This window comes from Mesorhizobium sp. CA7 (assembly GCF_020165015.1).
Lineage (GTDB): Bacteria > Pseudomonadota > Alphaproteobacteria > Rhizobiales > Rhizobiaceae > Mesorhizobium.
In genome coordinates this window covers 88,578-108,912 of the sequence record NZ_JAIUHH010000007.1, presented here as the reverse complement: position 1 = coordinate 108,912, position 20,335 = coordinate 88,578, and the positions used below count along the sequence as shown (strand labels likewise).

20 protein-coding genes and 2 pseudogenes are annotated in these 20,335 nt (G+C 61.7%); 13 read left to right on the top strand and 9 right to left on the bottom strand.

Features of this window, described 5'->3' with window-relative positions:
* Position 1: 1 nt before the first annotated feature.
* Entirely contained in the window at positions 2-223 is a 222-nt protein-coding gene (locus LB552_RS15670) for a DUF2274 domain-containing protein (protein WP_224607953.1), read from the top strand.
* Positions 224-303: 80 nt separating this feature from the next.
* Here LB552_RS15670 and LB552_RS29870 read toward each other — a convergent pair whose 3' ends face one another.
* On the bottom strand, positions 304-495 hold the full coding sequence (locus LB552_RS29870) for a transposase (protein WP_224607951.1): 192 nt from the start codon (positions 493-495) through the stop codon (positions 304-306).
* Positions 496-777: 282 nt separating this feature from the next.
* Here LB552_RS29870 and LB552_RS15660 point away from each other — a divergent pair, with 282 nt between their 5' ends.
* Positions 778-3,447 (top strand): EAL domain-containing protein, encoded by a 2,670-nt coding sequence (locus tag LB552_RS15660; protein ID WP_224607948.1) that lies wholly within the window; start codon positions 778-780, stop codon positions 3,445-3,447.
* A 166-nt stretch (positions 3,448-3,613) separates the two neighbouring features.
* On the opposite strand, the pseudogene LB552_RS15655 reads toward LB552_RS15660, so the two are convergent.
* Positions 3,614-3,721: pseudogene (locus LB552_RS15655) on the bottom strand (response regulator); the annotation flags it as partial.
* 16 nt (positions 3,722-3,737) lie between these two features.
* Entirely contained in the window at positions 3,738-4,016 is a 279-nt protein-coding gene (locus tag LB552_RS15650) for a hypothetical protein (RefSeq protein WP_224608211.1), read from the bottom strand.
* Positions 4,017-4,335: 319 nt separating this feature from the next.
* Here LB552_RS15650 and LB552_RS29780 point away from each other — a divergent pair, with 319 nt between their 5' ends.
* A complete protein-coding gene (locus LB552_RS29780; RefSeq protein ID WP_318012049.1) occupies positions 4,336-4,443 on the top strand; it encodes an RES domain-containing protein in 108 nt (35 codons plus the stop codon).
* A gap of 180 nt (positions 4,444-4,623) precedes the next feature.
* Here LB552_RS29780 and LB552_RS29775 read toward each other — a convergent pair whose 3' ends face one another.
* The gene (locus tag LB552_RS29775; protein WP_318012044.1) at positions 4,624-5,049 is read right to left on the bottom strand and encodes a hypothetical protein; all 426 of its coding nucleotides are present in this window, start codon (positions 5,047-5,049) and stop codon (positions 4,624-4,626) included.
* A 193-nt stretch (positions 5,050-5,242) separates the two neighbouring features.
* On the opposite strand from LB552_RS29775, the gene LB552_RS15640 reads away from it, so the two are divergent.
* Complete coding sequence (locus tag LB552_RS15640) at positions 5,243-5,434, top strand: DUF6494 family protein (protein WP_140541140.1); 192 nt, start codon at positions 5,243-5,245, stop codon at positions 5,432-5,434.
* A 301-nt stretch (positions 5,435-5,735) separates the two neighbouring features.
* Here LB552_RS15640 and LB552_RS15635 read toward each other — a convergent pair whose 3' ends face one another.
* The 3 genes from LB552_RS15635 to LB552_RS15625 all read right to left on the bottom strand — a co-directional run bounded on the left by LB552_RS15635 (position 5,736) and on the right by LB552_RS15625 (position 9,580).
* The gene (locus tag LB552_RS15635; protein WP_224607945.1) at positions 5,736-5,912 is read right to left on the bottom strand and encodes a DUF982 domain-containing protein; all 177 of its coding nucleotides are present in this window, start codon (positions 5,910-5,912) and stop codon (positions 5,736-5,738) included.
* A gap of 183 nt (positions 5,913-6,095) precedes the next feature.
* Positions 6,096-8,264 carry an amylo-alpha-1,6-glucosidase gene (locus LB552_RS15630; protein ID WP_224607942.1) on the bottom strand — a complete coding sequence of 723 codons (2,169 nt, stop codon included), beginning with the start codon at positions 8,262-8,264 and terminating at the stop codon, positions 6,096-6,098.
* Between the two features lie 221 nt (positions 8,265-8,485).
* Complete coding sequence (locus tag LB552_RS15625) at positions 8,486-9,580, bottom strand: glycosyltransferase family 4 protein (RefSeq protein ID WP_224607940.1); 1,095 nt, start codon at positions 9,578-9,580, stop codon at positions 8,486-8,488.
* A 199-nt stretch (positions 9,581-9,779) separates the two neighbouring features.
* Here LB552_RS15625 and LB552_RS15620 point away from each other — a divergent pair.
* Positions 9,780-9,935, top strand: a pseudogene (locus tag LB552_RS15620) (polyamine ABC transporter ATP-binding protein); the annotation flags it as partial.
* Positions 9,936-10,084: 149 nt separating this feature from the next.
* Positions 10,085-10,354 (top strand): hypothetical protein, encoded by a 270-nt coding sequence (locus tag LB552_RS15615; RefSeq protein ID WP_224607937.1) that lies wholly within the window; start codon positions 10,085-10,087, stop codon positions 10,352-10,354.
* Positions 10,355-10,797: 443 nt separating this feature from the next.
* Here the strand turns inward: LB552_RS15615 and dgoD are convergent, their stop codons facing one another.
* Together dgoD and LB552_RS15605 are read right to left on the bottom strand one after the other, a co-directional pair.
* Entirely contained in the window at positions 10,798-11,946 is a 1,149-nt protein-coding gene (dgoD, locus tag LB552_RS15610; RefSeq protein ID WP_224607934.1) for a galactonate dehydratase, read from the bottom strand.
* 14 nt (positions 11,947-11,960) lie between these two features.
* Positions 11,961-12,650 carry a FadR/GntR family transcriptional regulator gene (locus LB552_RS15605; RefSeq protein ID WP_224608188.1) on the bottom strand — a complete coding sequence of 230 codons (690 nt, stop codon included), beginning with the start codon at positions 12,648-12,650 and terminating at the stop codon, positions 11,961-11,963.
* Positions 12,651-12,921: 271 nt separating this feature from the next.
* On the opposite strand from LB552_RS15605, the gene LB552_RS15600 reads away from it, so the two are divergent.
* The 7 genes from LB552_RS15600 to LB552_RS15570 all read left to right on the top strand — a co-directional run bounded on the left by LB552_RS15600 (position 12,922) and on the right by LB552_RS15570 (position 20,335).
* Complete coding sequence (locus tag LB552_RS15600) at positions 12,922-13,914, top strand: arabinose ABC transporter substrate-binding protein (protein WP_224607931.1); 993 nt, start codon at positions 12,922-12,924, stop codon at positions 13,912-13,914.
* A 72-nt stretch (positions 13,915-13,986) separates the two neighbouring features.
* Positions 13,987-15,498: an L-arabinose ABC transporter ATP-binding protein AraG gene (gene araG, locus LB552_RS15595; protein WP_224607929.1), complete on the top strand. Its 1,512-nt coding sequence runs from the start codon at positions 13,987-13,989 to the stop codon at positions 15,496-15,498.
* Between the two features lie 8 nt (positions 15,499-15,506).
* On the top strand, positions 15,507-16,457 hold the full coding sequence (gene araH / locus LB552_RS15590) for an L-arabinose ABC transporter permease AraH (RefSeq protein ID WP_224532726.1): 951 nt from the start codon (positions 15,507-15,509) through the stop codon (positions 16,455-16,457).
* Positions 16,454-17,218: an SDR family oxidoreductase gene (locus tag LB552_RS15585; protein WP_224608184.1), complete on the top strand. Its 765-nt coding sequence runs from the start codon at positions 16,454-16,456 to the stop codon at positions 17,216-17,218. The genes araH and LB552_RS15585 overlap by 4 nt, the downstream gene beginning before the upstream one ends.
* A 26-nt stretch (positions 17,219-17,244) precedes the next feature.
* Positions 17,245-18,552 (top strand): ABC transporter substrate-binding protein, encoded by a 1,308-nt coding sequence (locus tag LB552_RS15580; RefSeq protein WP_224607927.1) that lies wholly within the window; start codon positions 17,245-17,247, stop codon positions 18,550-18,552.
* The gene (locus LB552_RS15575) at positions 18,552-19,481 is read left to right on the top strand and encodes a carbohydrate ABC transporter permease (protein ID WP_224607924.1); all 930 of its coding nucleotides are present in this window, start codon (positions 18,552-18,554) and stop codon (positions 19,479-19,481) included. Before LB552_RS15580 ends, LB552_RS15575 begins: the two co-directional genes overlap by 1 nt.
* Positions 19,481-20,335 carry a carbohydrate ABC transporter permease gene (locus LB552_RS15570; RefSeq protein WP_224607922.1) on the top strand — a complete coding sequence of 285 codons (855 nt, stop codon included), beginning with the start codon at positions 19,481-19,483 and terminating at the stop codon, positions 20,333-20,335. The genes LB552_RS15575 and LB552_RS15570 overlap by 1 nt, the downstream gene beginning before the upstream one ends.

Genomic DNA, 20,335 nt, shown 5'->3' with positions numbered 1-20,335 from the left:
CATGGCCAAGTTGAAACTCGCAGCGATCGCCGACGACAAGCCAGTGAAGATTACGCTGGAACTGCCGGCGCCCCTGCATCGCGAATTGGTGAAATACGCAGAGATCCTCGGGCGCGAGACCGGGCGGCCATCTGCCGATCCATCGCGCTTGATTGCGCCGATGCTTGAACGGTTCATCGCAACGGACCGCGGCTTTGCGAAAGCGAAGAAGGAGCAGGCTTAGAAGATCAGCAGGCGGCGGTGCCGCCCAACCGCGGCTGTTCTGGGGTTTCCCAGATGATCGCAACTCGGCTGCACCGCCGCTCAGACCCTGTCCCGCCAGTGATACAGCAACTTGTGTGCCCGCCACCCCAGCTCTCTGGTCAGGGCCGCCACATTCTCTCCCGCCAGCATTCGCTCAGCGGCTGCCAGCTTCACCTCCCGGCTAAATCTCCGTCTTGCATCAGTCCCTCTCTCGGGACTTCCCCTTATCCTTGTTCCAATTTTGGGGTGCACTCCAACAGACAATTATCCCATTGGCTGAGGACTGCGGCGATTCGACTTTGCTCAGACTTTTCGGTTTCAGGTTCTTTTCGCTTCCTATCCACCAGTAAAAGACTTGTTCAAAGTTGGTAATTACATGGAGTGCCGTTAGTCGTCACGTCAGGCTCCGGCTGGCGATCGGCTTCGCCGAGGACGTTCACAGACAATTAGTAGATCACAACTAACTTGTGCGGGATTTTTGCTCGCACGCGGCCAATTGTATTTGCAGCGCAGGCCGAAGCGGAGGAACTCTGTTTGGCCCCGAAATCACCCAGTCGCATTGCCGAGCCGGCGGACGAATCGGGCCTGGTTGTGCTGGCGAAACTGGCAGTCGTCTCATACGAGAACCTGGAGAGCGAGCTTCGGGCCACGAACGCGACGCTCCAAGCACAGACACGGTGTTTCGAGGCGGCGCTCGACAACATCTCGCAAGGCATTTGTTTCTTCGACGCCGACGAGCGGCTGATCATGTGCAACCGCCGCTACGCGGAAATCTATCGTGTCGCGCCCGAGAAACTGCATGCCGGCGCAATGCTCAGCGAAATCGTCGAGCTGAGGCTCGCTGCAGGAACATCGCCAATGACCGGCGAGGACTATCTCGCTTTCGTGCGCTCGATCAATGCGGGCAGCCGTTCGAAAACCTGGACTGCCGGCCTCAAGGACGGCCGCACGATCCGGGTCTGCCATCAGCCGATGCCCGACGGCGGATGGGTGGCGACACATGAAGATCTCACGGAACTCGCCGCCAGCCGCATGGTCGCCAATGAGCGCGTTTCACTGCAGGCGCTGATCGACTGGGTTCCCGACTATCTGTGGGTCAAGGATACCGAAAGCCGTTTCGTCGTGGTTAACCGGGCGCTTGCCGCGGACAGTGGCCGGCAGACGGGTGAAATGATCGGCCTGACCGATTTCGACCTGCATGCTCCAGAGCTCGCCCGGCAGTTTCGCGCCTGCGAGCTGGACCTCTTGCGCCGTGGCCAGCCGATGGTCGACGAGGAAGAATTCGTTGTCGATGCCGCCGGCGCTGGCAAGTGGCTGTCCTCGACCAAAGTGCCGTTGCGCAACGACCAGAATGAGATCTTCGGCCTGGTCGGCATCGCCCGCGACATCACACAGCGCAAGCGGGCGGACGATTTGCGAAACGGCCAGGCGAAAATTTTGGAAATGATCGCCGCAAGCGCCCCGCTCGAGGATGTGCTCGACCGACTGATGCGCCTCGTCGAGTCGCAGTTGAATGGCATATTCGGCTCCGTGCTTCTGCTCGACAAGGATAGCAGCCACTTGCGCCATGGCGCGGCGCCGAGCCTGGCAAAGGACTATGCAAGCGCCATTGACGGCGTCCGAATTGGCCCCAACGTGGGGTCTTGCGGCACCGCCGCTTATCGCCGCGAACCCGTCATCGTGACCGATGTGATGAGCGATCCACTCTGGGACGATTATCGCGACATCGCAGCCCCGTACGGCTACCGCTCGTGCTGGTCGACGCCGATCCTGTCGCATACCGGCGCGGTGCTGGGGGTCTTTGCCATGTATTCGATGACAGTGCGCGGGCCGGACGAGAGCGAGACCAGCCTCATCGACTTCACCACCCGTATCGCCGGCATCGCCATCGAGCGCAAGCTTGCCGAAGACCGCATCCACTTCATGGCCAACCATGACACGCTGACCGGGCTTCCCAATCGCGCCCTGCTTGGGGACCGGCTTTCGCAAGCGATCCTGTATGCGCAGCGCTATCACCGTTGGGTGAGCGTGGTGTTCATCGACCTCGACAATTTCAAGCTCGTTAATGACACGCTGGGCCACAATGCCGGAGACATGCTGCTGAAAACCGTTGCCGACCGGATGGTCGAATGCGTGGGGGCGACCGACACCGTCGTGCGGCTCGGCGGCGATGAGTTCGTCGTCGTGCTTTTCGACCAGGACCCGGATGGTGAGCTTGTTGCCGCGACGGTGCAGAAGATCCGTGCGGCGATCGCGGAGCCGGTTCAACTGGGCGAGCATCATCTCAGGACGACAGCCAGCATGGGCGTGGCGAACTACCCCAAGGACGGGGCGAATGCCGATGCGCTGCTGGCCAATGCCGATGTGGCCATGTACCGGGCCAAGGAACTCGGCCGCGACAATTTTCAGTTCTACGCGCCCGAATTCAACGCCAGCAGCCACGAAAAATTCCTGCTGCAGGAGGAGTTGCGCAACGCGTTGTTGCGTGCCGAATTCACGCTCCTGTACCAGCCGCAAGTCGATCTTCGCTCAGGTCGTGTATTCGCGGTCGAGGCGCTGATCCGCTGGAAGCATCCGGCGCTGGGCCTGATCTCGCCGATGAAGTTCATTCCGATGGCCGAGGAGACGGGCTTGATCGTGCCAATCGGCGACTGGGTGCTGCACGAGGCCTGCCGACAGAACAAGGCCTGGCAGGACGCGGGGCTGCCGCCGATGGTGATGTGCGTCAATGTGTCGGCGCGACAATTCAAGGAGAGCAACCTGATCAATGGTGTCGTTGCGGCGCTGGAAAATAGCAGCCTGGAGCCGAAATACCTTGAGCTCGAACTGACCGAGAGTCTGATCATGCAGAATGTCGAGACGGCGGTCGCCACGATGAACGCGCTGCAAAATCTGGGTGTCCAGATCTCGATCGACGATTTCGGAACGGGATATTCGAGCCTGAGCGCGCTCAAGACTTTCCCGGTGGCGCGCCTGAAGATCGACAAGTCATTCATCAACGACCTCGCCACCGATGCGAATGACCAGGCCGTGGCCAGCGCCATGATCTCGCTCGGCCAGAAACTGAACCTCAGAGTCATTGCCGAGGGCGTCGAAACGGACGAGCAGCTAGCGTTCCTGCGCAAGAACAATTGCGATGAAATACAAGGCTATCATTTCAGCAAGCCGGTCGCCGCCGAGGATATCGTCAAATTGCTCAACTGAGGTCGAGACGACCACACACTTCACCAGAAATGAGAGATCACCGCCAGTAACAAAAACGTCTTCGCTCCCGGCCGTGGACTTCCACACGCAAGCTATCTTCTAGCGAGAAAGGTTGCTGCACCTGGCTTCATTCGGTTTTTCAATCTGGCGATATCTGGCCAGCGGATCATGCCGCGATTTGCAGGGCGCGGAAGCGCTCGAGCATTTGCGGCCGGTTGAACGGCTTTAACAGGTCGCCATGGGCACCGGCCCACTTTGCCCGCATGATCGGAGCTTCTTTTGCATGCCCTTTAGGGAAGCGGCAAAGGCGGACTAGCGCACCGTGGCGAGTTGTCACCGTATCGAGCCAGCACGGCCTGAAGCGCTTCGATCGCTTCATCCGGCACCTTGCCATCCGGCAAGACGAAGAATTCATGGCTCTGCCGGCCGATGTAATCGGGCACGATTTGAAACCGGTAGGCAGGGAGCGCTGCGTGGAGATCCTTAGCCAGATCGTCAACAAGCTTGGGGGTGACCGCGCATATGCGAGGAGGCACAACGATCATGCCGGTGGCCGGCTTGGAAGTCATTGGTGCCTGATCCGTCAAAAGATACCGGCGGCCGACGCATACCTGGATTTGGGGTCCGCACATGAAAGCGCCGGCCGCCAGTTTTGGGCGGGGGTGCGTCTCAAATGACGCAAGGGGTAGACTAGGCGCGTTGGCGGCACCTTCAATCAGGTTGCCGCGATATGGTGAACAGGCGGTTACTATCCAGGCCGACCGACTGCGGAGTTCGGCCGCCAATGCTTCGAGCGCTTCCGCATCGTGTGCGTAGTTGGCTGCATCGCCCCGCCATCACCTATTCGGGCTCTATCGCGCTCTCAACCCGGTGTATGCCCGCAAGCCTATGTCGGGATGCGGTGCCGAGCTTTATGGAGGGCGCTTCAATCCCAAAGGCATGCCGGCGCTCTATGCATCGACCGCGGTCGTGACGGCTTTGCGCGAGGCCAACTAAGTGGGTGATCTGCAGCCGACGACACTGGTCGCTCGAGGCCGTCTTCGAGCGGGCGACGCCACTGCTCTTATAGCGTGGGTCTCCATACGCGGCCCTCGCGGACCCGACGTAGCGCGATCAGATGAGAGGCCATGGCGAGGCGCATACGCAGCGATTTGCCCGTGAGCTGGTCGCGCGAGGCTACAATGCCTGCTTGTGCCGAGCTTCGCCAAGGGCGCAGCAATCGGCGACCTGAAACTCATTGTGGGGCGATGGGTGACGCTGCCCCATCAGTCTCGAGCTGATCGACGACGAGCCCGGCTCGGTTGATCTAGCCGGCGGCTGCCGAAATGGCGAGCAAAACGCATCGAGTTCGGCGCGGGATTGGTCAATCTCCGGCCTCGGCGCGGGAGGCTCCCAAACAATCCAAAGGGAATTCCTCGACCCGGGCGCTGGTGCGGCGATGAATGGTTCGGCCGCCTGCCTGAATGCCGGCGCCTCGTAGGGTACCCGCCGAACCCGCCAGCGATCTGCGGCCACCTCCTTCATCGATGCCTTGCCGTTGGTGATGATGGGGCCGTTGGGAAGATGCACTGCGCGACCGTTTCGTGGCAAGGTCTTGCTCATGTCGATTCCAGTGGGATCGTTGAATAAACATCCCGAGCGTTTCTAGATTCCGATCGGTTCCATAGCTTCCACTCGCCGAACCAGGCTCCTTCGGGCTCCGGATCTAGTGCTATGGGGACACACGTCACCGTCCTGCTTCCTTGATGCATTGCCTTCCCTTAAAATCCCTATCGGACAAGAGAGGAGTTCCGCCGTGAGCGAAGATGCCTTCAACATGTCGATCCGTAAGTTCCTGAAGGAAGTCGGCGTCACCTCCCAGCGCAAGATCGAGGAGACGGTGCGCGAAGGGCAAATCGGCGGCAAGAAGTTGAAGGTCCGCATGACTCTGACGGCGGAAGGCACTGGCCTCACCCACGTGGTGGACGGCGAGATCGAACTTCCATGAGAGCGGCGAAGCCGTCCGGACGAACAGACAGCGTTCGCAGCGGCGCGGCCTCCATCAGTCAACCCCGGTTCTATGGGATAGGACGAGGCCGGCCGAGGTCGCACATAGGCGACCCTGACGCGGCGTTTCGCTCCGGCAGGTTTGATCGCAAGCCGCGTCTGACGAGGAGGCCTTTGGCCCTTCACAAGAGGTCTGCGTTGCTGATCTTTGGTCCAGTCATCCACTGCGGTGCTGTAGGCACGTCCTCGATCACGCCAACCTTGCGGGCCCAAGTCATAAAGGCCTTGTGTGCGGCCTCGACTCATTTTCGACCGTCATAAGCCGAGTAGCACGCTTCGCAGGCCGCCGCGTGAAGCAGACCACGTCTCTCCACAGGCCATTCTTCCAAAAACTCAATGGCATCCATTAGGCAGTCGATCTTTTCGATATAGCCATTCTCCCCTACGAAAACCGGCTGCTTGAAAACACCACCGTCCATAGTGACCTCCCGTCAACAACTGACCCCATTGGTCGTTTCCGCAGATGCAACGGCAATATTCGAACACCTGCACCCTCGGCTGGAGACCAAGAGAAAAGATTGGAAGGAGTTCTTTTCGGTTCAAGAGGAGCCGCGAGCCTCACCAGCAGCACCCATCGATGGCAGGCCCTACTGTGCCGGTTGCTAAGAGCGAACGACCAGCGGCACAAGGCCCTCGTGCCGTTCGCCGAGATAGCAGACGACCCGGTCACCGACACGCTGGAAATTGAGGTCGACCTTCGCCTCGCCCACAGCTAAGTGCCGGATGACGATGTTGTCGATGCCTATCGGCAACCGTGGGCGTTCGACATTGATCTCGCGCTTCCAACCATCGATGCGGATCCCCAAGCAGGCCTGCAGCATCATAAACGCGGAACCGGCCGACCATGCCTGCGGCAGACAGGCGACGGGATAGGCAATCGGCGCATCCCCGATCGCCCGCGTAAAGCCGCAGAACAGCTCCGGAAGCCGCATATTGAACCGGACCGCCGCCTCGAACATGCTGCTCATAAGCTTCACGACGCTGGTGCGCTCCTGGTAGCGGGCTAGGCCGGCGGCACAGATCGCCGTGTCATGCGGCCAGATCGAGCCGTTATGATAAGACATCGGATTGAACGGAATCTCATCGTCGGCCAAGGTGCGAACGCCCCAACCGCTGTGCAGATGCCCCGACAGCAACTGCTCGGCGATTGATTTCGCCCGTTCTGCCGAAGGCAGCCCAACATAGAGCAGGTGACCCGCGTTGGAGGCGCGCACCGCGCATTGCCTGCCTTCTCCATCGATTGCCAAAGCGTAGAAATTGCGGTCCGGCATCCAGAACCGGGCCTCCACTGCGCTGCGTATTTTTTCTGCCATGGCGCTCCAGTGCGCCGCCTTGGCGGCGTCTCCGCGCTTGGCTGCCAAGGCAGCCATGCCTTGATAGGCTGCGAAGACGTAGCCTTGCACCTCGACGAGTGCAATCGGACCTCGAGGTATTTTGCCGTCGGCATGGAAAATGGCGTCGGCGCTGTCCTTCCAGCCCTGGTTGAAGAGACCCGTGTCCGCTGCCCTGTTATAGGTCACGAAACCGTCGCTGTTGCGGGCGCCGACTTCCTCCATCCACCCGATTGCTGCGCACAGTGAATCCCACATGCGGTCGACGAACTCGTCATCGCCCGTGCGATCGGCATAGGACCAAGCCAGGTAGACATAGAGTGGAGTGGTGTCGACGCCGCCATAGTAGCGGCCGAACGGCAGCTCGCGCAGCACAGCCATTTCCCCTTTGCGCGTTTCATGCATGATCTTGCCGGGCTCGGCATCGTCGAACAAAGAGGTCTCCGTCGATTGATAGCGGGCAAGGAACGCCAGCACGCCGCGGGCAAGCTCGGGGTTGAGCCAAAGCATTTGTAAGGCGGAAATGACGCCGTCGCGGCCGAAGGCAGTCGAGAACCAGGGAATACCGGCGTACGGATATGGCCCGGTTTCCAGATCGGTGGTCAGCAGGGCGATGTCGGCACGTGTGCGCGTGAGCCAGTCATTGAACACGCGGCCGGAGCTGAAAACAGTGGCGCCTTGCCGACGCTTTGAGCGCATTGCAAATCGCGCTCGCGCCGCGGCGGCGCGGAACCGGTCACTGGACGGGACGTCTTCGTTCTGACCGACTTCCAGGTACAGCGCCTTTCTGCCATGCCTGCCAACTAGGATAAGAAACTCTGCATGATGGGGATGGATCTGGTCGGGCCTCATCGAAAACGCGATGACGGATTGGCGCGCCACATTGTCGAGGCCCTCGTAGCGAAATGTCACGCCTGACTCGCCGACCAAGGCGTCATGTGCACGACCGCGCCGGCTGCGCGTGGTGCCGCGCACCTCGAACATGTCACGGAAATCGGCATCGAAGTCGAACCGGACCGGCAGCAACACCTCACGCGCGGAGTAATTCGTGAAAGTGACACGCTCGTACATGCGGTCATGCCAGATGAATCTGGTCCGCTCGATGTGCACGACCCCAGGCAGCGTCTCACTACCGTCGGGCCCGATGGTGGCCAAATTCGTGAGATTGGCGGTGAATAGGATGTTGTCCTGCGACAGCGAGGCTCCGAGCAGCGACGGCATGCGGCCGCCTACGAACAGCCGAAAACGCGACAGCACTCGCGTATCGTCGCGGAAAAGCCCGTCGCCGCTGCCGCGTATGTCGCCATAGCTGTCCGCGACGACGAAGCAGTCTTCATGCTTCAGCGCAAATTGCCTATGCGGCTCGCGCGGTGCCGATTCATCAAGTGCGGGGAGAGCGACCGCTGGATTAAGCTTGCGTTCTTCGACTTCGATGCTCATCTCATCCCTCCTGTTCAGACGGCCGATGCTGGCGCCATCCCATATGCCTGCGCCCGACCATCTCCTATCAACAGTATCTCGCATCAATGCTGCGATGCCCATGATCTCGAAGAGCGTCATTGAAATCTTGGCGGATATTCGACGAAGCTTCCGCTGCTCGACCTGATCAATGCGGCGGGAACCCGGCGATTCTAATTGCCAACTCGTCTCAAGCGATGCTGTTAAAAAGTGCTGGCTATCCCAGCCGCGTTTTCGGCAAACCCGTTTCGCGAGCCGAGCGGAAATTGCTCGTCGCATGCCGGCAAGCGGTAGATCCTCAGATAGTCGCTGCACATGCGCCCGACGGTGAACCGCTTTTCAAAAGTATTCCGCACTCGTGCGCGATCGAGACTGCCTATCCGCCGCACAGCGTCAACGGCTTCGTCAATGCCTTCCACTATCAGTCCGGATACGCCGTGATCGATGACCTCCGGAACGGCTCCCCGGTTGAAGGCAACCACCGGGGTGCCGCAGGCCATCGCCTCGATCATCACGAGGCCGAACGGCTCCGGCCAATCGATCGGAAACAGCAGCGCTGTCGCATTGCCCAAAAACTCCGCCTTCTCACACTCATCAATCTCGCCAATGAACTTGACATTCGAATGCCGAAGCACCTGAGGTTCGACCCTGTCGCTCCAAAATGACCGGTCTACTGCGTCGATTTTCGCCGCGATCTTCAGCGGCATTCCAGCGCGCGCAGCGATTTCCATCGCGGCTTCCGGCCCCTTTTCGGGTGAGATGCGGCCGAGGAACGCGAGGTATCCAGAGGCTTTCGGCCGGAATGGCAGGATGTCGTTCGGCAGGCCGTGATAGACCGTTCCAAGCCAATTGACCGGCGGCATGGGCCGGCGCTGGTCATCTGAAATCGAGACCAGTGGAATATCGTTGAACATTGCGTATAGCTGCGCCAGGTCCGGGAGGTCGAGCCGGCCATGAAGCGTGGTAACGGTTCGCTGCGCGAACTGTCTAATTATCGGAAAATGGAGAACATCGACGTGGAAATGCAGCACGTCGAATTGGTCCGCTCGCCTGCGGACCTCTTCAAGCATCATGACGTGGTAAGGAATCGGATTCTTTGCTTTCGAATTGAAGCGTAGCGCAACCTCGCAACATGACACGAGTTCGGCCGATGTGCGTGAATCGCCGCTGGCGAACAGCGTCACGTCATGCCCCCTTCGAACCAGCTCTTCCGTTAAATATGAGACAATGCGCTCGGTCCCGCCATAGAGCTTGGGTGGCACGGACTCCATCAGGGGGGCGATCTGGGCAATTTTCATGTGCAGGGCATCCTGGAAAGTCGGCCTTCAACGAACCGGCTCGGCAGCGGTTAGTCCTTCTCCCGATTCGCTGTTATCGCGAACTTTCGAACTGCTAATTTGTTCCCGGTATCAATCACTTCGCCGTGGCATTACACAAATTGGGAAAGGGCGCGCCACATGGTCATAAACTGCCGGATGGGCAAGCCCGGCGCGCTGGCCGACGATCCTTCTGATGGACGAACCGCTGTCGGCTCTGGACAAGAAGCTGCGCGAGGAGATCCAGGCCGAGATCCGACGCATCCATCGCGAAACCGGCGTCACCATCCTTTACGTGACCCATGACCAGGAAGAAGCGCTGCACCTGTCGGACCGCAATCGCTCTCTTCAAGGATGCCGTCGGCCTTTGTCTCGGACTGGACGCGAAACACGCTGGAGCAGGGGGCCATCCACCGCCGCCTGGCGGGATTGGGAGTGGGTATCGTCCTTAACAGGACCGTCACGAATATCGCTTCAGGCGGCGTCGTGACAGCCTGCGTCTATACCGGCGCGAAACAGGAGCTGGCCGCCGATGCCGTCGTCCTGGTCACGTCGCGCAATCAGGACGATGCCGTTTGGCGCGCGCTGAAAGCCCGGGAAAACGAGTGGGCCGGCAACGGCATTCGTTCGATCAAGGTCATTGGCGATGCGGAAGCGCCGGGGCCGATCGCGTGGGCAACCTATGCAGGCCACGCTTTGCCCGTGAACTGGACGAGGCCGATATCGGTGACGCGCTGCCATTTCGACGCGAAGTGACGGCGCTGGCGGTGCAATAGGATAGAAGAGGGGAGTCGCAACTTCCCTTCCACTCTATTCTGCCCGCAAGCGGAGCGCGTATTTCTAGCAGGTATCAGCCAACAGATGCTGCCGACCAACAGGCGGGGGAGCTTCGCGTTGAGGAGCTCGATTGCCTCTTCCGGTGGCGACTTCTTCCGCCGACGTTCGCTTCAGTTAGAACATCGCTTGTAGCGGTACGAAGCGTGACGTGCCTCCGCGCCGTTCTGTTGATCCCGACCCACACTTCCGCGGCGTTGCCCTCGTTCCTCGATCGGCCGATCGAAGGCGACTGGCCATACCTGTGGATCGATCCCACCTAACTGAAGGTGCTCCGGCGCCACGCGCGCGCCGCTCGGGATCCTACTTGCACTTTCCTGCCGCACCGGTCGTCTCGCAAACCGATCCGTCGAATCTGGGCCCGCTTACCACTCGGCGAACGAACCATCCTTGTGGCGCCAGACCGGGTTGCGCCAGCGGTGTCCCTCCCGGGCGCGCTCCTTCACATACTCTTCGTCGATCTCGATGCCGAGGCCGGGGCTATCGGGAATGGCGACATAGCCATCCTGGTAGCGGAATACGTCCTTGTTGGCGGCGTAGTCGAGCAGGTCGTTGCCGGCATTGTAGTGGATGCCCAGGCTCTGCTCCTGGATGAAGCAATTGTAGCTCACGGCATCGAGCTGCAGGCATGCGGCGAGCGCGATCGGCCCGAGCGGACAGTGCGGCGCCACAGCCACGTCATAGGCCTCAGCCATCGCCGCGATCTTGCGGCATTCGGTGATGCCGCCGGCGTGCGAGAGATCCGGCTGGATGATGTCGACGACCGCATCCTCGAACACCGATTTGAAATCCCAGCGGCTGTAGAGCCGTTCGCCAAGCGCGATCGGCGTCGAGCCGAGTGCGGCGATCTCCTTCAGCGCCTCGCGGTTTTCGCTGAGCACCGGCTCTTCGATGAACATCAGCCGATAGGGCTCAAGCTCCTTGACCAGGATGCGCGCCATCGGGCGGTGCACGCGGCCGTGGAAATCGACGGCGATGCCGATATTCGGCCCGACCGCCTCGCGCACCATGGCGACGCGCTCTATAGCCGCGTCTATCTTGTCGTGGCTGTCGACGATCTGCAGTTCCTCGGTGCCGTTCATCTTGAGCGCTAGGAATCCGCGCGCCACCATGTCCCTGGCGCCGGCCGCCACTTCCGCCGGCCGGTCGCCGCCGATCCAGGAATAGACCTTGATCGTTTCGCGCAGCCTGCCGCCGAGCAATTCATGCACCGGCACGCCGAGCGCCTTGCCCTTGATGTCCCACAGCGCCTGGTCGATGCCGGCGATAGCGCTCATCAGGATCGGCCCGCCGCGATAGAAGCCGCCGCGATGCATCACCGTCCAATGATCCTCTATCAAACGCGGATCCTTGCCGATCAGATAATCGGCCAGTTCCCTGACCGCCGCTTCGACCGTCAGCGCCTTGCCTTCGACCACCGGCTCGCCCCAGCCGCTGATGCCGGCATCGGTCTCGATCTTGAGGAACAGCCAGCGCGGCGGAACGATATAGGTGGTCAGAGCGGTGATCTTCATGCGGCCGGCCGGTCTCAGTTGTTTTTCAGTTTCTTGGCGCTGACGAGGTCGCGCGCGGCAAGGTCGAGGATCTTGTTCGCCGCGTTGCGCGCGGCGACGGCGTCGCGCATGCGCAAGGCCTCGACCACTTCGCCATGCGCCGCCGCCGCTTCCCTGCGCCTGACCGGCGAGATCGTTGCGGTGGCTTCCAGCGAAAACAGCAGCGCCGTATCGATCAGCTTGCCGATCTGCCGGAAGATCGGGTTGTGGCTCGCGCCATAGACGATCTGGTGGAAGACGATGTCGGAACGCGAGAACTGCGTCAGGTCCTCGCCGGCGCCTGCCATGCCTTGCCAGGCCACCTCGAGATCGGCGATCTCCTGCAGCGTCGCGCGCGTTGCTGCAAGTTCGGCGACCAGCGGCTCGATGGCGCGGCGGGTTTCCAGGATCGCGTCGAACAGCTTGTCGTCCAGCGCATGCGGCGCATGCCAGGCCAGCACCTGCGGGTCGATGATGTTCCAGTTGTCCTGGTCGCACACCACCGTGCCGACGCGTGGCCGCGACAGCACCAGCCCCTTGGCTGCCAGCACCTTTAGCGCTTCGCGGATGACGGTGCGGCTGACGCCGTATTCGATGCCGAGATCGTTCTCGGTGGGCAGCGACGATCCGGCCGGATAGCGTCCGGAGAAAATGTCGGAGGCGATCGCCTTGGTCACGTCGGGCATGACGCGCGGACGGCGCGCCGTCTCGCGCGTTTGCGTGTCCTCGTCAGCCTTCTTCGGTGTTTCGTTCACCTCAGCCCCTCCTCCAAGGCAGCGAACCCTTCGGTTTACGCGCAATCGGTCCGGCCTTAGCGGATGCGAGTGATTTGCGCCAGCGACTACTTATCGGACTACCTATCTCATTTATCATACCAGATCAATTGACGGGTACGATAAAATTGACTACACACGACCAATCCGGGCTGAGCGCCCGGCCGTTTGCTGGGAGGTAATCATGCGAATTTTGAAAACCGCGCTTGTCGCGGGTGCTCTCGCCGTCTTGTCGGTCACCACGATCGCGTCGGCCTACGCTCAGGACACCAAGATCGGCTTCATAGTCAAGCAGCCGGAGGAGCCCTGGTTCCAGGACGAATGGAAGTTCGCCGACCAGGCCGCCAAGGAGAAGGGTTTCACTCTCGTCAAGATCGGCGCCGAGGACGGCGAGAAGCTGATGTCGGCGATCGACAATCTGGGCGCTCAAGGAGCGCAAGGCTTCGTCGTCTGCACGCCGGATGTGAAGCTCGGCCCCGGCATCGTCGCCAAGGCCGCCGCCAACAATCTCAAGCTGATGACGGTGGACGACCGCCTCGTCGGCGCCGACGGCAAGCCGCTGGAAGACGTCCCGCATATGGGCATTTCCGCCACCAAGATCGGCGAGGCCGTGGGTCAGGCCATCGTCGACGAGATGAAGGCGCGCGGCTGGAAGATGGACGAGGTCGGCGCGATCCGCGTTTCCTACGACCAGCTGCCGACCGCCGTCGACCGTGTCGAGGGCGCGATCTCGGTGCTGAAGACCGCCGGCTTCAAGGCGGAGAACATTTTCGACGCGCCGCAGGCCAAGACCGACACGGAAGCCGCGCTCAATGCCGCGACCGTGGTGCTCAACGCCCATGCCGACATCAAGAAGTGGATTGCCTTCGGCCTCAATGACGAGGCGGTGCTGGGCGCCGTGCGCGCTTCCGAAAGCGTCGGCATTCCGGCGGACGGCATGATCGGGGTCGGCATCGGCGGTGCGGAATCGGCGATCAACGAGTTCAAGAAGCCCGCCGCCACCGGCTTCGTCGGCACTGTGATCATCTCGCCCAAGCGCCACGGCTACGAGACGGCGCTCAACATGTATGACTGGATCGCCAACAACAAGGAGCCGGCGAAGCTGACGCTGACCGCCGGCGCGCTGGCCAAGCGCGACGACTACCAGAAGGTGCGCAAGGACCTCGGCATCGAATAGTCCTCCCCGTACAAACAGGCGGCGGCTTGATGCCGCCGCCTGTTTGGCGTGCCCAAGAAGGATCCAAGCCCCGTGTCCTTTCTCGAATTCTCCAACATCACCAAAACCTATCCGGGCGTCAGGGCTCTGTCCGATGTGTCGTTCGGCGTCGAAAAGGGCGCCGTGCACGGATTGATGGGCGAGAACGGCGCCGGCAAATCCACCCTGATCAAGATCCTGTCCGGCGACCAGCATGCCGATGCCGGCGAGATAAGCATCGACGGCAAGGTCCAGGCCTATGCCTCGACCAGAAATGCCTTCGACAATGGCGTCATCGTCATCCACCAGGAATTGCAGCTGGTGCCCGAGTTGAGCGTCGCCGAGAATCTCAGCCTCGGACGCTTTCCGGCAAGCGCCGGCGTCATCGCCCGCCGCCGCATGCTCGACGATGTCGGCGCCAAGTTGAAATCGGCCGGCATCGATATCGACATGCGCCGCAGGGTCAAGACGCTGTCGATCGGCGAACGCCAGATGGTCGAGATCGCCAAGGCCGTGATGCTCGACGCCCGGGTGATAGCGCTCGACGAGCCGACCTCGTCGCTGTCCTCGCGCGAAAGCGAGATCCTGTTTAAGCTGATCGGCCGGCTGCGCGGCGAGGGCAAGGTCATCATCTATGTCTCGCACCGCCTCGACGAGGTGTTCCGGCTCTGCGACAGCCTGACGGTGCTGCGCGACGGCAAGCTCGCCGCGCATCATCAATCGCTGAAGGATGTCACCCGCGATCAGGTCGTGGCCGAAATGGTCGGCCGCGAGATTTCTGACATCTGGGGTTTTCGGTCGCGCAAGGCGGGAGAGGTTCGCCTCAAGGTCGACAATCTGAGCGGCACCAGGCTGCGCACGCCGGCAAGCTTCGAAGCCCGCGCCTGCGAGATCGTCGGCTTCTTCGGCCTCATCGGCGCCGGCCGATCCGAACTGATGCGGCTGGTCTTCGGCGCCGATCCGCGTTCGGGCGGCACGATCATGGTCGACGGCAAGACGGTTGCCGCCGCCAGCCCGCATGACGCAATCAGGGCCGGCATCGTGCTGTGCTCGGAGGACCGCAAGCATGACGGCATCATCCAAGGTCGCTCGATCGAGGAGAACATCAACATATCGTCCAGGCGCCATCACACGCGCTTCGGCGTGCTGAACCGCGCCAGCGAGATCACGACGGCCGAAACCTTCATCAAGAAGCTCAAGGTGCGCACGCCGTCGCGCAAGCAGGACATCGTCAATCTCTCAGGCGGCAACCAGCAGAAAGTCATCCTCGGCCGCTGGCTGTCGGAGCAGGACATCCGCGTGCTGATCGTCGACGAGCCGACACGCGGCATCGATGTCGGCGCCAAATCGGAGATCTACGAGCTGCTCTATCAACTGGCCGAGGAGGGCATGGCGATCGTCGTCGTCTCCTCCGAGCTGCCGGAAGTGATGGGCATTTGCGACCGCATCCTGGTGATGTGCGGCGGGCGCATCAGCGCCGAGCTCGCGCGCGACCAGTTCGCCGAAAAGGCGACCCTGGCCGCGGCGCTCCCCGACAAGAAAACCCCCGACGCGATCGCATCCTGAGGCTTCCAATGACCAGTCGGCTGAAGAAGATCCTGCTCGGCGAACAAGGCCTCGTCGTCATCTTCATCGTCGCCTTCGCGCTGGTGTCGCTGCTCGTGCCGAACTTCCTCACCGACCGCAACATGCTCGGCCTGCTTCAGTCCGTGGTCACCGTCGGCATCGTTGCCTGCACGATGATGTTCTGCCTCGCTGCGCGCGACTTCGACCTGTCGGTCGGCTCCATCGTCGCCTTTGCCGGCATGGTCGCGGTGATGGCCTCGAACACAACCGGCTCGATCCTGCTTGGCCTCGTCGCAGCCATCGCCTGCGGCGCGGTCGTCGGCTGGGTCAATGGCGTCGTCATCGCCAAATTCCGCATCAACGCCCTGATCACCACTCTGGCCACCATGCAGATCGTACGCGGTTTCGCGCTGATCTCGTCGGACGGTCGCGCCGTGGGCATCAACAGCCCGGACTTCTACCAGCTGGCCCTCTCGAAGCTGCTCGGCATACCGACGCCGATCTGGGTGCTGGCGGTGCTCTTCGCCATTTTCGGATTTGTGCTCAACAGCACCGTCTTCGGCAAGAATACGCTGGCCATCGGCGGCAACCCGGAAGCTTCGCGCCTGGCCGGCGTCAACGTCGATCGAACGCGCATCTGGATTTTTACCCTGCAGGGCGTGGTGTGTGGCATCGCCGGCATCCTGCTTGCCTCGCGCATCACCTCCGGCCAGCCCAACGCCGCGGTGGGCTTGGAACTGTCGGTGATCTCGGCCTGCGTGCTCGGCGGCGTCTCGCTTGCCGGCGGCAGGGCGACGATGTCGGGCGTCATCGTCGGCGTGCTGATCATGGGCATCGCCGAAAACGCCATGAACCTGCTCAACATCCCGGCCTTCTACCAATACATCGTCAGAGGCGTGATCCTGCTCCTTGCCGTGCTCCTCGACAATCTGCGTTCTTCAGCATTGGGGCGGCGCTGATGGGACGCCTCTCCGGAAAACGCATCTTCCTCACCGGCGCCGCGCAAGGCATCGGCTACGCCATCGCCGAGGCCTGTCTGCGCGAGGAGGCCGAGCTGTTCCTGGTCGACCTCGACGCGAGCCTGCTCGCCGAAAGTGCCGGCCGTTTGGGCAACGTCGCGCATGCCGCAGCAGACATTGCCAATGCCAAGGCAATCGAGGCCGCCATGGCGGCGGCGACGAAAGCCATCGGTGCGGTCAATACCGTGATCAACAATGCCGGTATGAACGTCTTTTCGACGCCGCTCGAAGCCACCGAGGATGACTGGGCGCGCAATCTCGACGTCAATGTGAAAGGCGCTTGGCACTGCGCCAAGGCGGCGCTGTCGGGGATGATCGGGCAGGGCGGCGGCGTGATTCTCAACATCGCCTCGACGCACGCCTTCACCATCATCCCGCGCACCTTTCCCTATCCCGTCGCCAAGCATGCTCTGCTCGGCCTGACCAAATCGCTGGCGATCGAATATGCCGGCGGCAATATCCGCGTGAACGCGCTGGCGCCCGGTTATGTCGCCACCCAGAAGGTCATCGACTACTGGAACAGCTTCGACGATCCGGAGGCCGCGCGCGCCAAGACACTGGCGCTGCATCCGGGCGGGCGGATCGCCACGCCTGAGGAGATCGCCATGGCGGCGGTCTTTCTCGTCTCCGACGAATGCCCCTTCATCAACGCCGCCTGCCTTGTCGCGGATGGCGGCCTAAGCGTGCTTCACCACCCCTGACACACAAGCCATAATGGGAGGAAACCATGGCAAATGATGTCTTCGCGAAATCCCTGCTGACACGCCGGCAAGCGCTTGCGCTTGGTGCAAGTGCTGCGCTGGCGGGCGCGTTGCCGCGCGGCGCCTTCGCCGCGGACGAGAAGGTGACGCTCTGGCATGGCTGGACCGGCGCCGACAACACCACCGCGCTCAACGGCGTCATCGACACCTTCAACAAGGGCGGCAAGGGCGTCACCGTCGAGCCGACCGGCTATGACTGGGACACGTTATTTTCCAAATGGGTGGTCTCCTCGGCCGGCGGTCGTGCGCCGGACCTGGTGCTCTTCCACATCACCGAGCTGCCGGAATTCGCGACGCGCAAGGTCATCCGCCCGATCGACGACGTCGTCGCTTCGTCCGGTCTCGACCTGTCGCAGGTTCCGGATGCCGGCCGCACCGGCGTGACTTTCGACGGCAAGGTCTATGCCGCGCCGCTCGACGTGCATCCGCTCGGCTTCTATTACAACGTCGATATGGTGCAGGAGGCGGGGCTCGATCCGGCCAAGCCGCCGAAGACCGGCGAGGAATTCCTCGAATGGGCAAAGAAGCTGACGGTCAAGGACGGCAGCGGCAAGGTCACGCGTTACGGCTTCGAATTGCCGAACACCTGGGCGACAGCGCGCTGGATCTGGTTCAGCCTGATGTACCAGTTCGGCGGCACCTTCCTTGACGACAAGGGCCTGGCCGCGGTTGACAGCGAGGCCTCGCAGAAGGCGTTGCAATATCTCGTCGACCTGATCAACGTGCATGGCGTGACCAATCCCGAGGTCGGCGGCAACAAGGGTGAGGACGCCTTTGCTTCCAAGCAGGTCGCGATGAAGTTCATCGGCCCCTGGGAGGTCAATCTGCGCATGGCGCAGAAGATGAATTTCATGACCGCGCAATTGCCGGTGTTTGGCCAGAAGGCGGCCGTCTGGGCGAACTCGCATTGCATGGCGATGTCGAAGCAGAAAAGCGACGACAAGCTCGCCGCCGACGGCACTTTCATGAAGTGGTTCTTCGACAATTTCGCAGCACCCGCCACCACCGTCGGCATCATCCCGCAGAGCAAGGCGGTGCGTGAAAGCGCGGCCTTCACCGGCACCGAGCAGTACAAATATTTCAAGTCCTTCGTCGACGACTTGCCCAACATCGTCTACGAGCCCCTGATCCCGCAGTATCTCTCCGTTTTCTCCTTCGACAAGCCGACGCCGCTGGTCACCAATCTGCAGGCAGCGCTCAGCGGCTCGAAGCCGGTGCCCGATGCCTTGAAGGCGATGAAGGAAGGTCTCGATGCGCAGCTGAAGAAGGGCTGATGACATCGCCGGCATCACAACCGGCGGGCCGCTCCAGGGCCCGCCGCGCAACGGCGCAGGAAGGAGGGGCGGTGCGCAGCGGCATGACGCTTGCCGCCTATCTTTTCCTGTCGCCCTATCTGGCGCTGTTCATCGCCTTCATGCTTTTGCCGACGCTGGCCGCCATCGGCATCAGCTTCATGCGCTGGGATATCCTCGGCGCGCCCGAATTCATCGGACTTGACAATTACCGGCAGATCTTCGGCGATCCGCTGTTTTTGACCGCGATCAGGAACACCTTCTACTTCGTCTTCCTGACGGCGATCCCGATGGTCGTGCTCGGCCTAGGCCTAGCCATACTGCTCGATCAGAAGCTCAAGGGAACAGCCTTCGTGCGCACGGTGGTGTTCCTTCCCTATGTCGTCATGGTCTCGACGGTTGGCATCTTGTGGGGCTGGCTGTTCGACAAGGGCACCGGCCTCGTCAACTATTACCTCACCACCATCGACATCGAGCCGATCGCCTGGCTCAAGGACCCGCACTGGTCCATGCCGGCTTTGGCCATCACGACCATCTGGTGGACCGTCAACACCAACATGATCATCTTCCTGGCGGCGCTGCAGGACATTTCCGAGGAATTGCATGATGCCGCCACGCTCGACGGCGCCGGCCCCTGGCAGCGTTTCGTCTACATCACCTTGCCTTTGCTGCGGCCGGCCATGGCGCTGGTCACCGCGCTCACCATCATCAATGGCTGGCGCGTCTTCGGTCAGGCTTATGTAATGACGCAGGGCGGGCCGGAGGCGAGCACCTTCGTCATCGTGCAATATATCTACCTCACCGCCTTCCAGAATTTCGAGATGGGTCCGGCTGCCGCCGCCGGTGTGGTGCTGCTCCTGATCACGCTGGTCTTTTCGCTCGCCCAGATGAAGCTGATGAAGGCAATCTGATGCAGGACCAGCGCTCCAATCGTGCCGGAAAATCGCTTGGCGGGCGCTCGCTCGCCTATGGGCTGATGATCGTCGTGACAGCCCTCTGGGGCGCGCCGATCCTGTGGATGCTGGTCACGTCGATCAAGCCGGAAAGCGAGATCTACGACTATCCGCCCACCTGGATCCCGGATACGCCGACGCTGGAAGCCTATGGCGCGTTGTTTCAGCGCTTCCCCATGCTGACCTGGTTCCGCAATTCTGCCGTCGTCGGTATTCTGACGACCGTGCTGACCCTGGCCGTCGACGCCTTGGCGGCCTATCCGCTGGCACGCATGCAGTTCCCCGGCCGCCGCGTCATCATGGCCGTGATCTTCGCCACCTTCCTGCTGCCTTATGAACTCCTCTTCGTGCCGCTCTTCCTCGGCCTGAACAGCTACGGCCTGGTCGACAGCATCTTCAGCCTGACCGTGCCGGCATCGGCCAACGCCTTCGGCGTCTTCCTGCTGACTCAGTTCTTCCAGGCCGTGCCGAGGGAACTCGAAGACGCCGCCATCATGGATGGCTGTGGCCGTGTCGGCTTCTTCTGGCGCATCCTCTTGCCGCTCACCAAACCGGGACTTGCCACCGTCGCGATCTTCACCTTCGTCGCCAGTTGGAACAACTTCTTCTGGCCGCTGATCGCAACCAATTCCGACGACACGCGCACGCTTCCCGTCGGCCTGGCGACATTGGTCGGCGGCGCCGGCATGTCGATGAAGCAGAGCGTGTTGATGGCGTCCGCCGTCGTGGCGACGCTGCCGACGGCACTCTTCTTCCTCGCCTTGCAGCGGCACTTCGTGCGCGGCATCGCCGCGACCGGCATCAAGGGCTGA

Excerpts from the sequence above, each read along its gene's own strand:
- LB552_RS15670 (WP_224607953.1), top strand. The coding sequence starts at position 2 with ATGGCCAAGTTGAAACTCGCAGCGATCGCCGACGACAAGCCAGTGAAG.
- LB552_RS15650 (WP_224608211.1), bottom strand. The coding sequence starts at position 4,016 with ATGACTTCCAAGCCGGCCACCGGCATGATCGTTGTGCCTCCTCGCATA.
- LB552_RS29780 (WP_318012049.1), top strand. The coding sequence starts at position 4,336 with ATGTCGGGATGCGGTGCCGAGCTTTATGGAGGGCGCTTCAATCCCAAA.
- LB552_RS29775 (WP_318012044.1), bottom strand. The coding sequence starts at position 5,049 with ATGAGCAAGACCTTGCCACGAAACGGTCGCGCAGTGCATCTTCCCAAC.
- LB552_RS15635 (WP_224607945.1), bottom strand. The coding sequence starts at position 5,912 with ATGGACGGTGGTGTTTTCAAGCAGCCGGTTTTCGTAGGGGAGAATGGC.
- LB552_RS15630 (WP_224607942.1), bottom strand. The coding sequence starts at position 8,264 with ATGAGCATCGAAGTCGAAGAACGCAAGCTTAATCCAGCGGTCGCTCTC.
- LB552_RS15625 (WP_224607940.1), bottom strand. The coding sequence starts at position 9,580 with ATGAAAATTGCCCAGATCGCCCCCCTGATGGAGTCCGTGCCACCCAAG.
- dgoD (WP_224607934.1), bottom strand. The coding sequence starts at position 11,946 with ATGAAGATCACCGCTCTGACCACCTATATCGTTCCGCCGCGCTGGCTG.
- LB552_RS15605 (WP_224608188.1), bottom strand. The coding sequence starts at position 12,650 with ATGCCCGACGTGACCAAGGCGATCGCCTCCGACATTTTCTCCGGACGC.
- LB552_RS15600 (WP_224607931.1), top strand. The coding sequence starts at position 12,922 with ATGCGAATTTTGAAAACCGCGCTTGTCGCGGGTGCTCTCGCCGTCTTG.
- araH (WP_224532726.1), top strand. The coding sequence starts at position 15,507 with ATGACCAGTCGGCTGAAGAAGATCCTGCTCGGCGAACAAGGCCTCGTC.
- LB552_RS15580 (WP_224607927.1), top strand. The coding sequence starts at position 17,245 with ATGGCAAATGATGTCTTCGCGAAATCCCTGCTGACACGCCGGCAAGCG.
- LB552_RS15575 (WP_224607924.1), top strand. The coding sequence starts at position 18,552 with ATGACATCGCCGGCATCACAACCGGCGGGCCGCTCCAGGGCCCGCCGC.
- LB552_RS15570 (WP_224607922.1), top strand. The coding sequence starts at position 19,481 with ATGCAGGACCAGCGCTCCAATCGTGCCGGAAAATCGCTTGGCGGGCGC.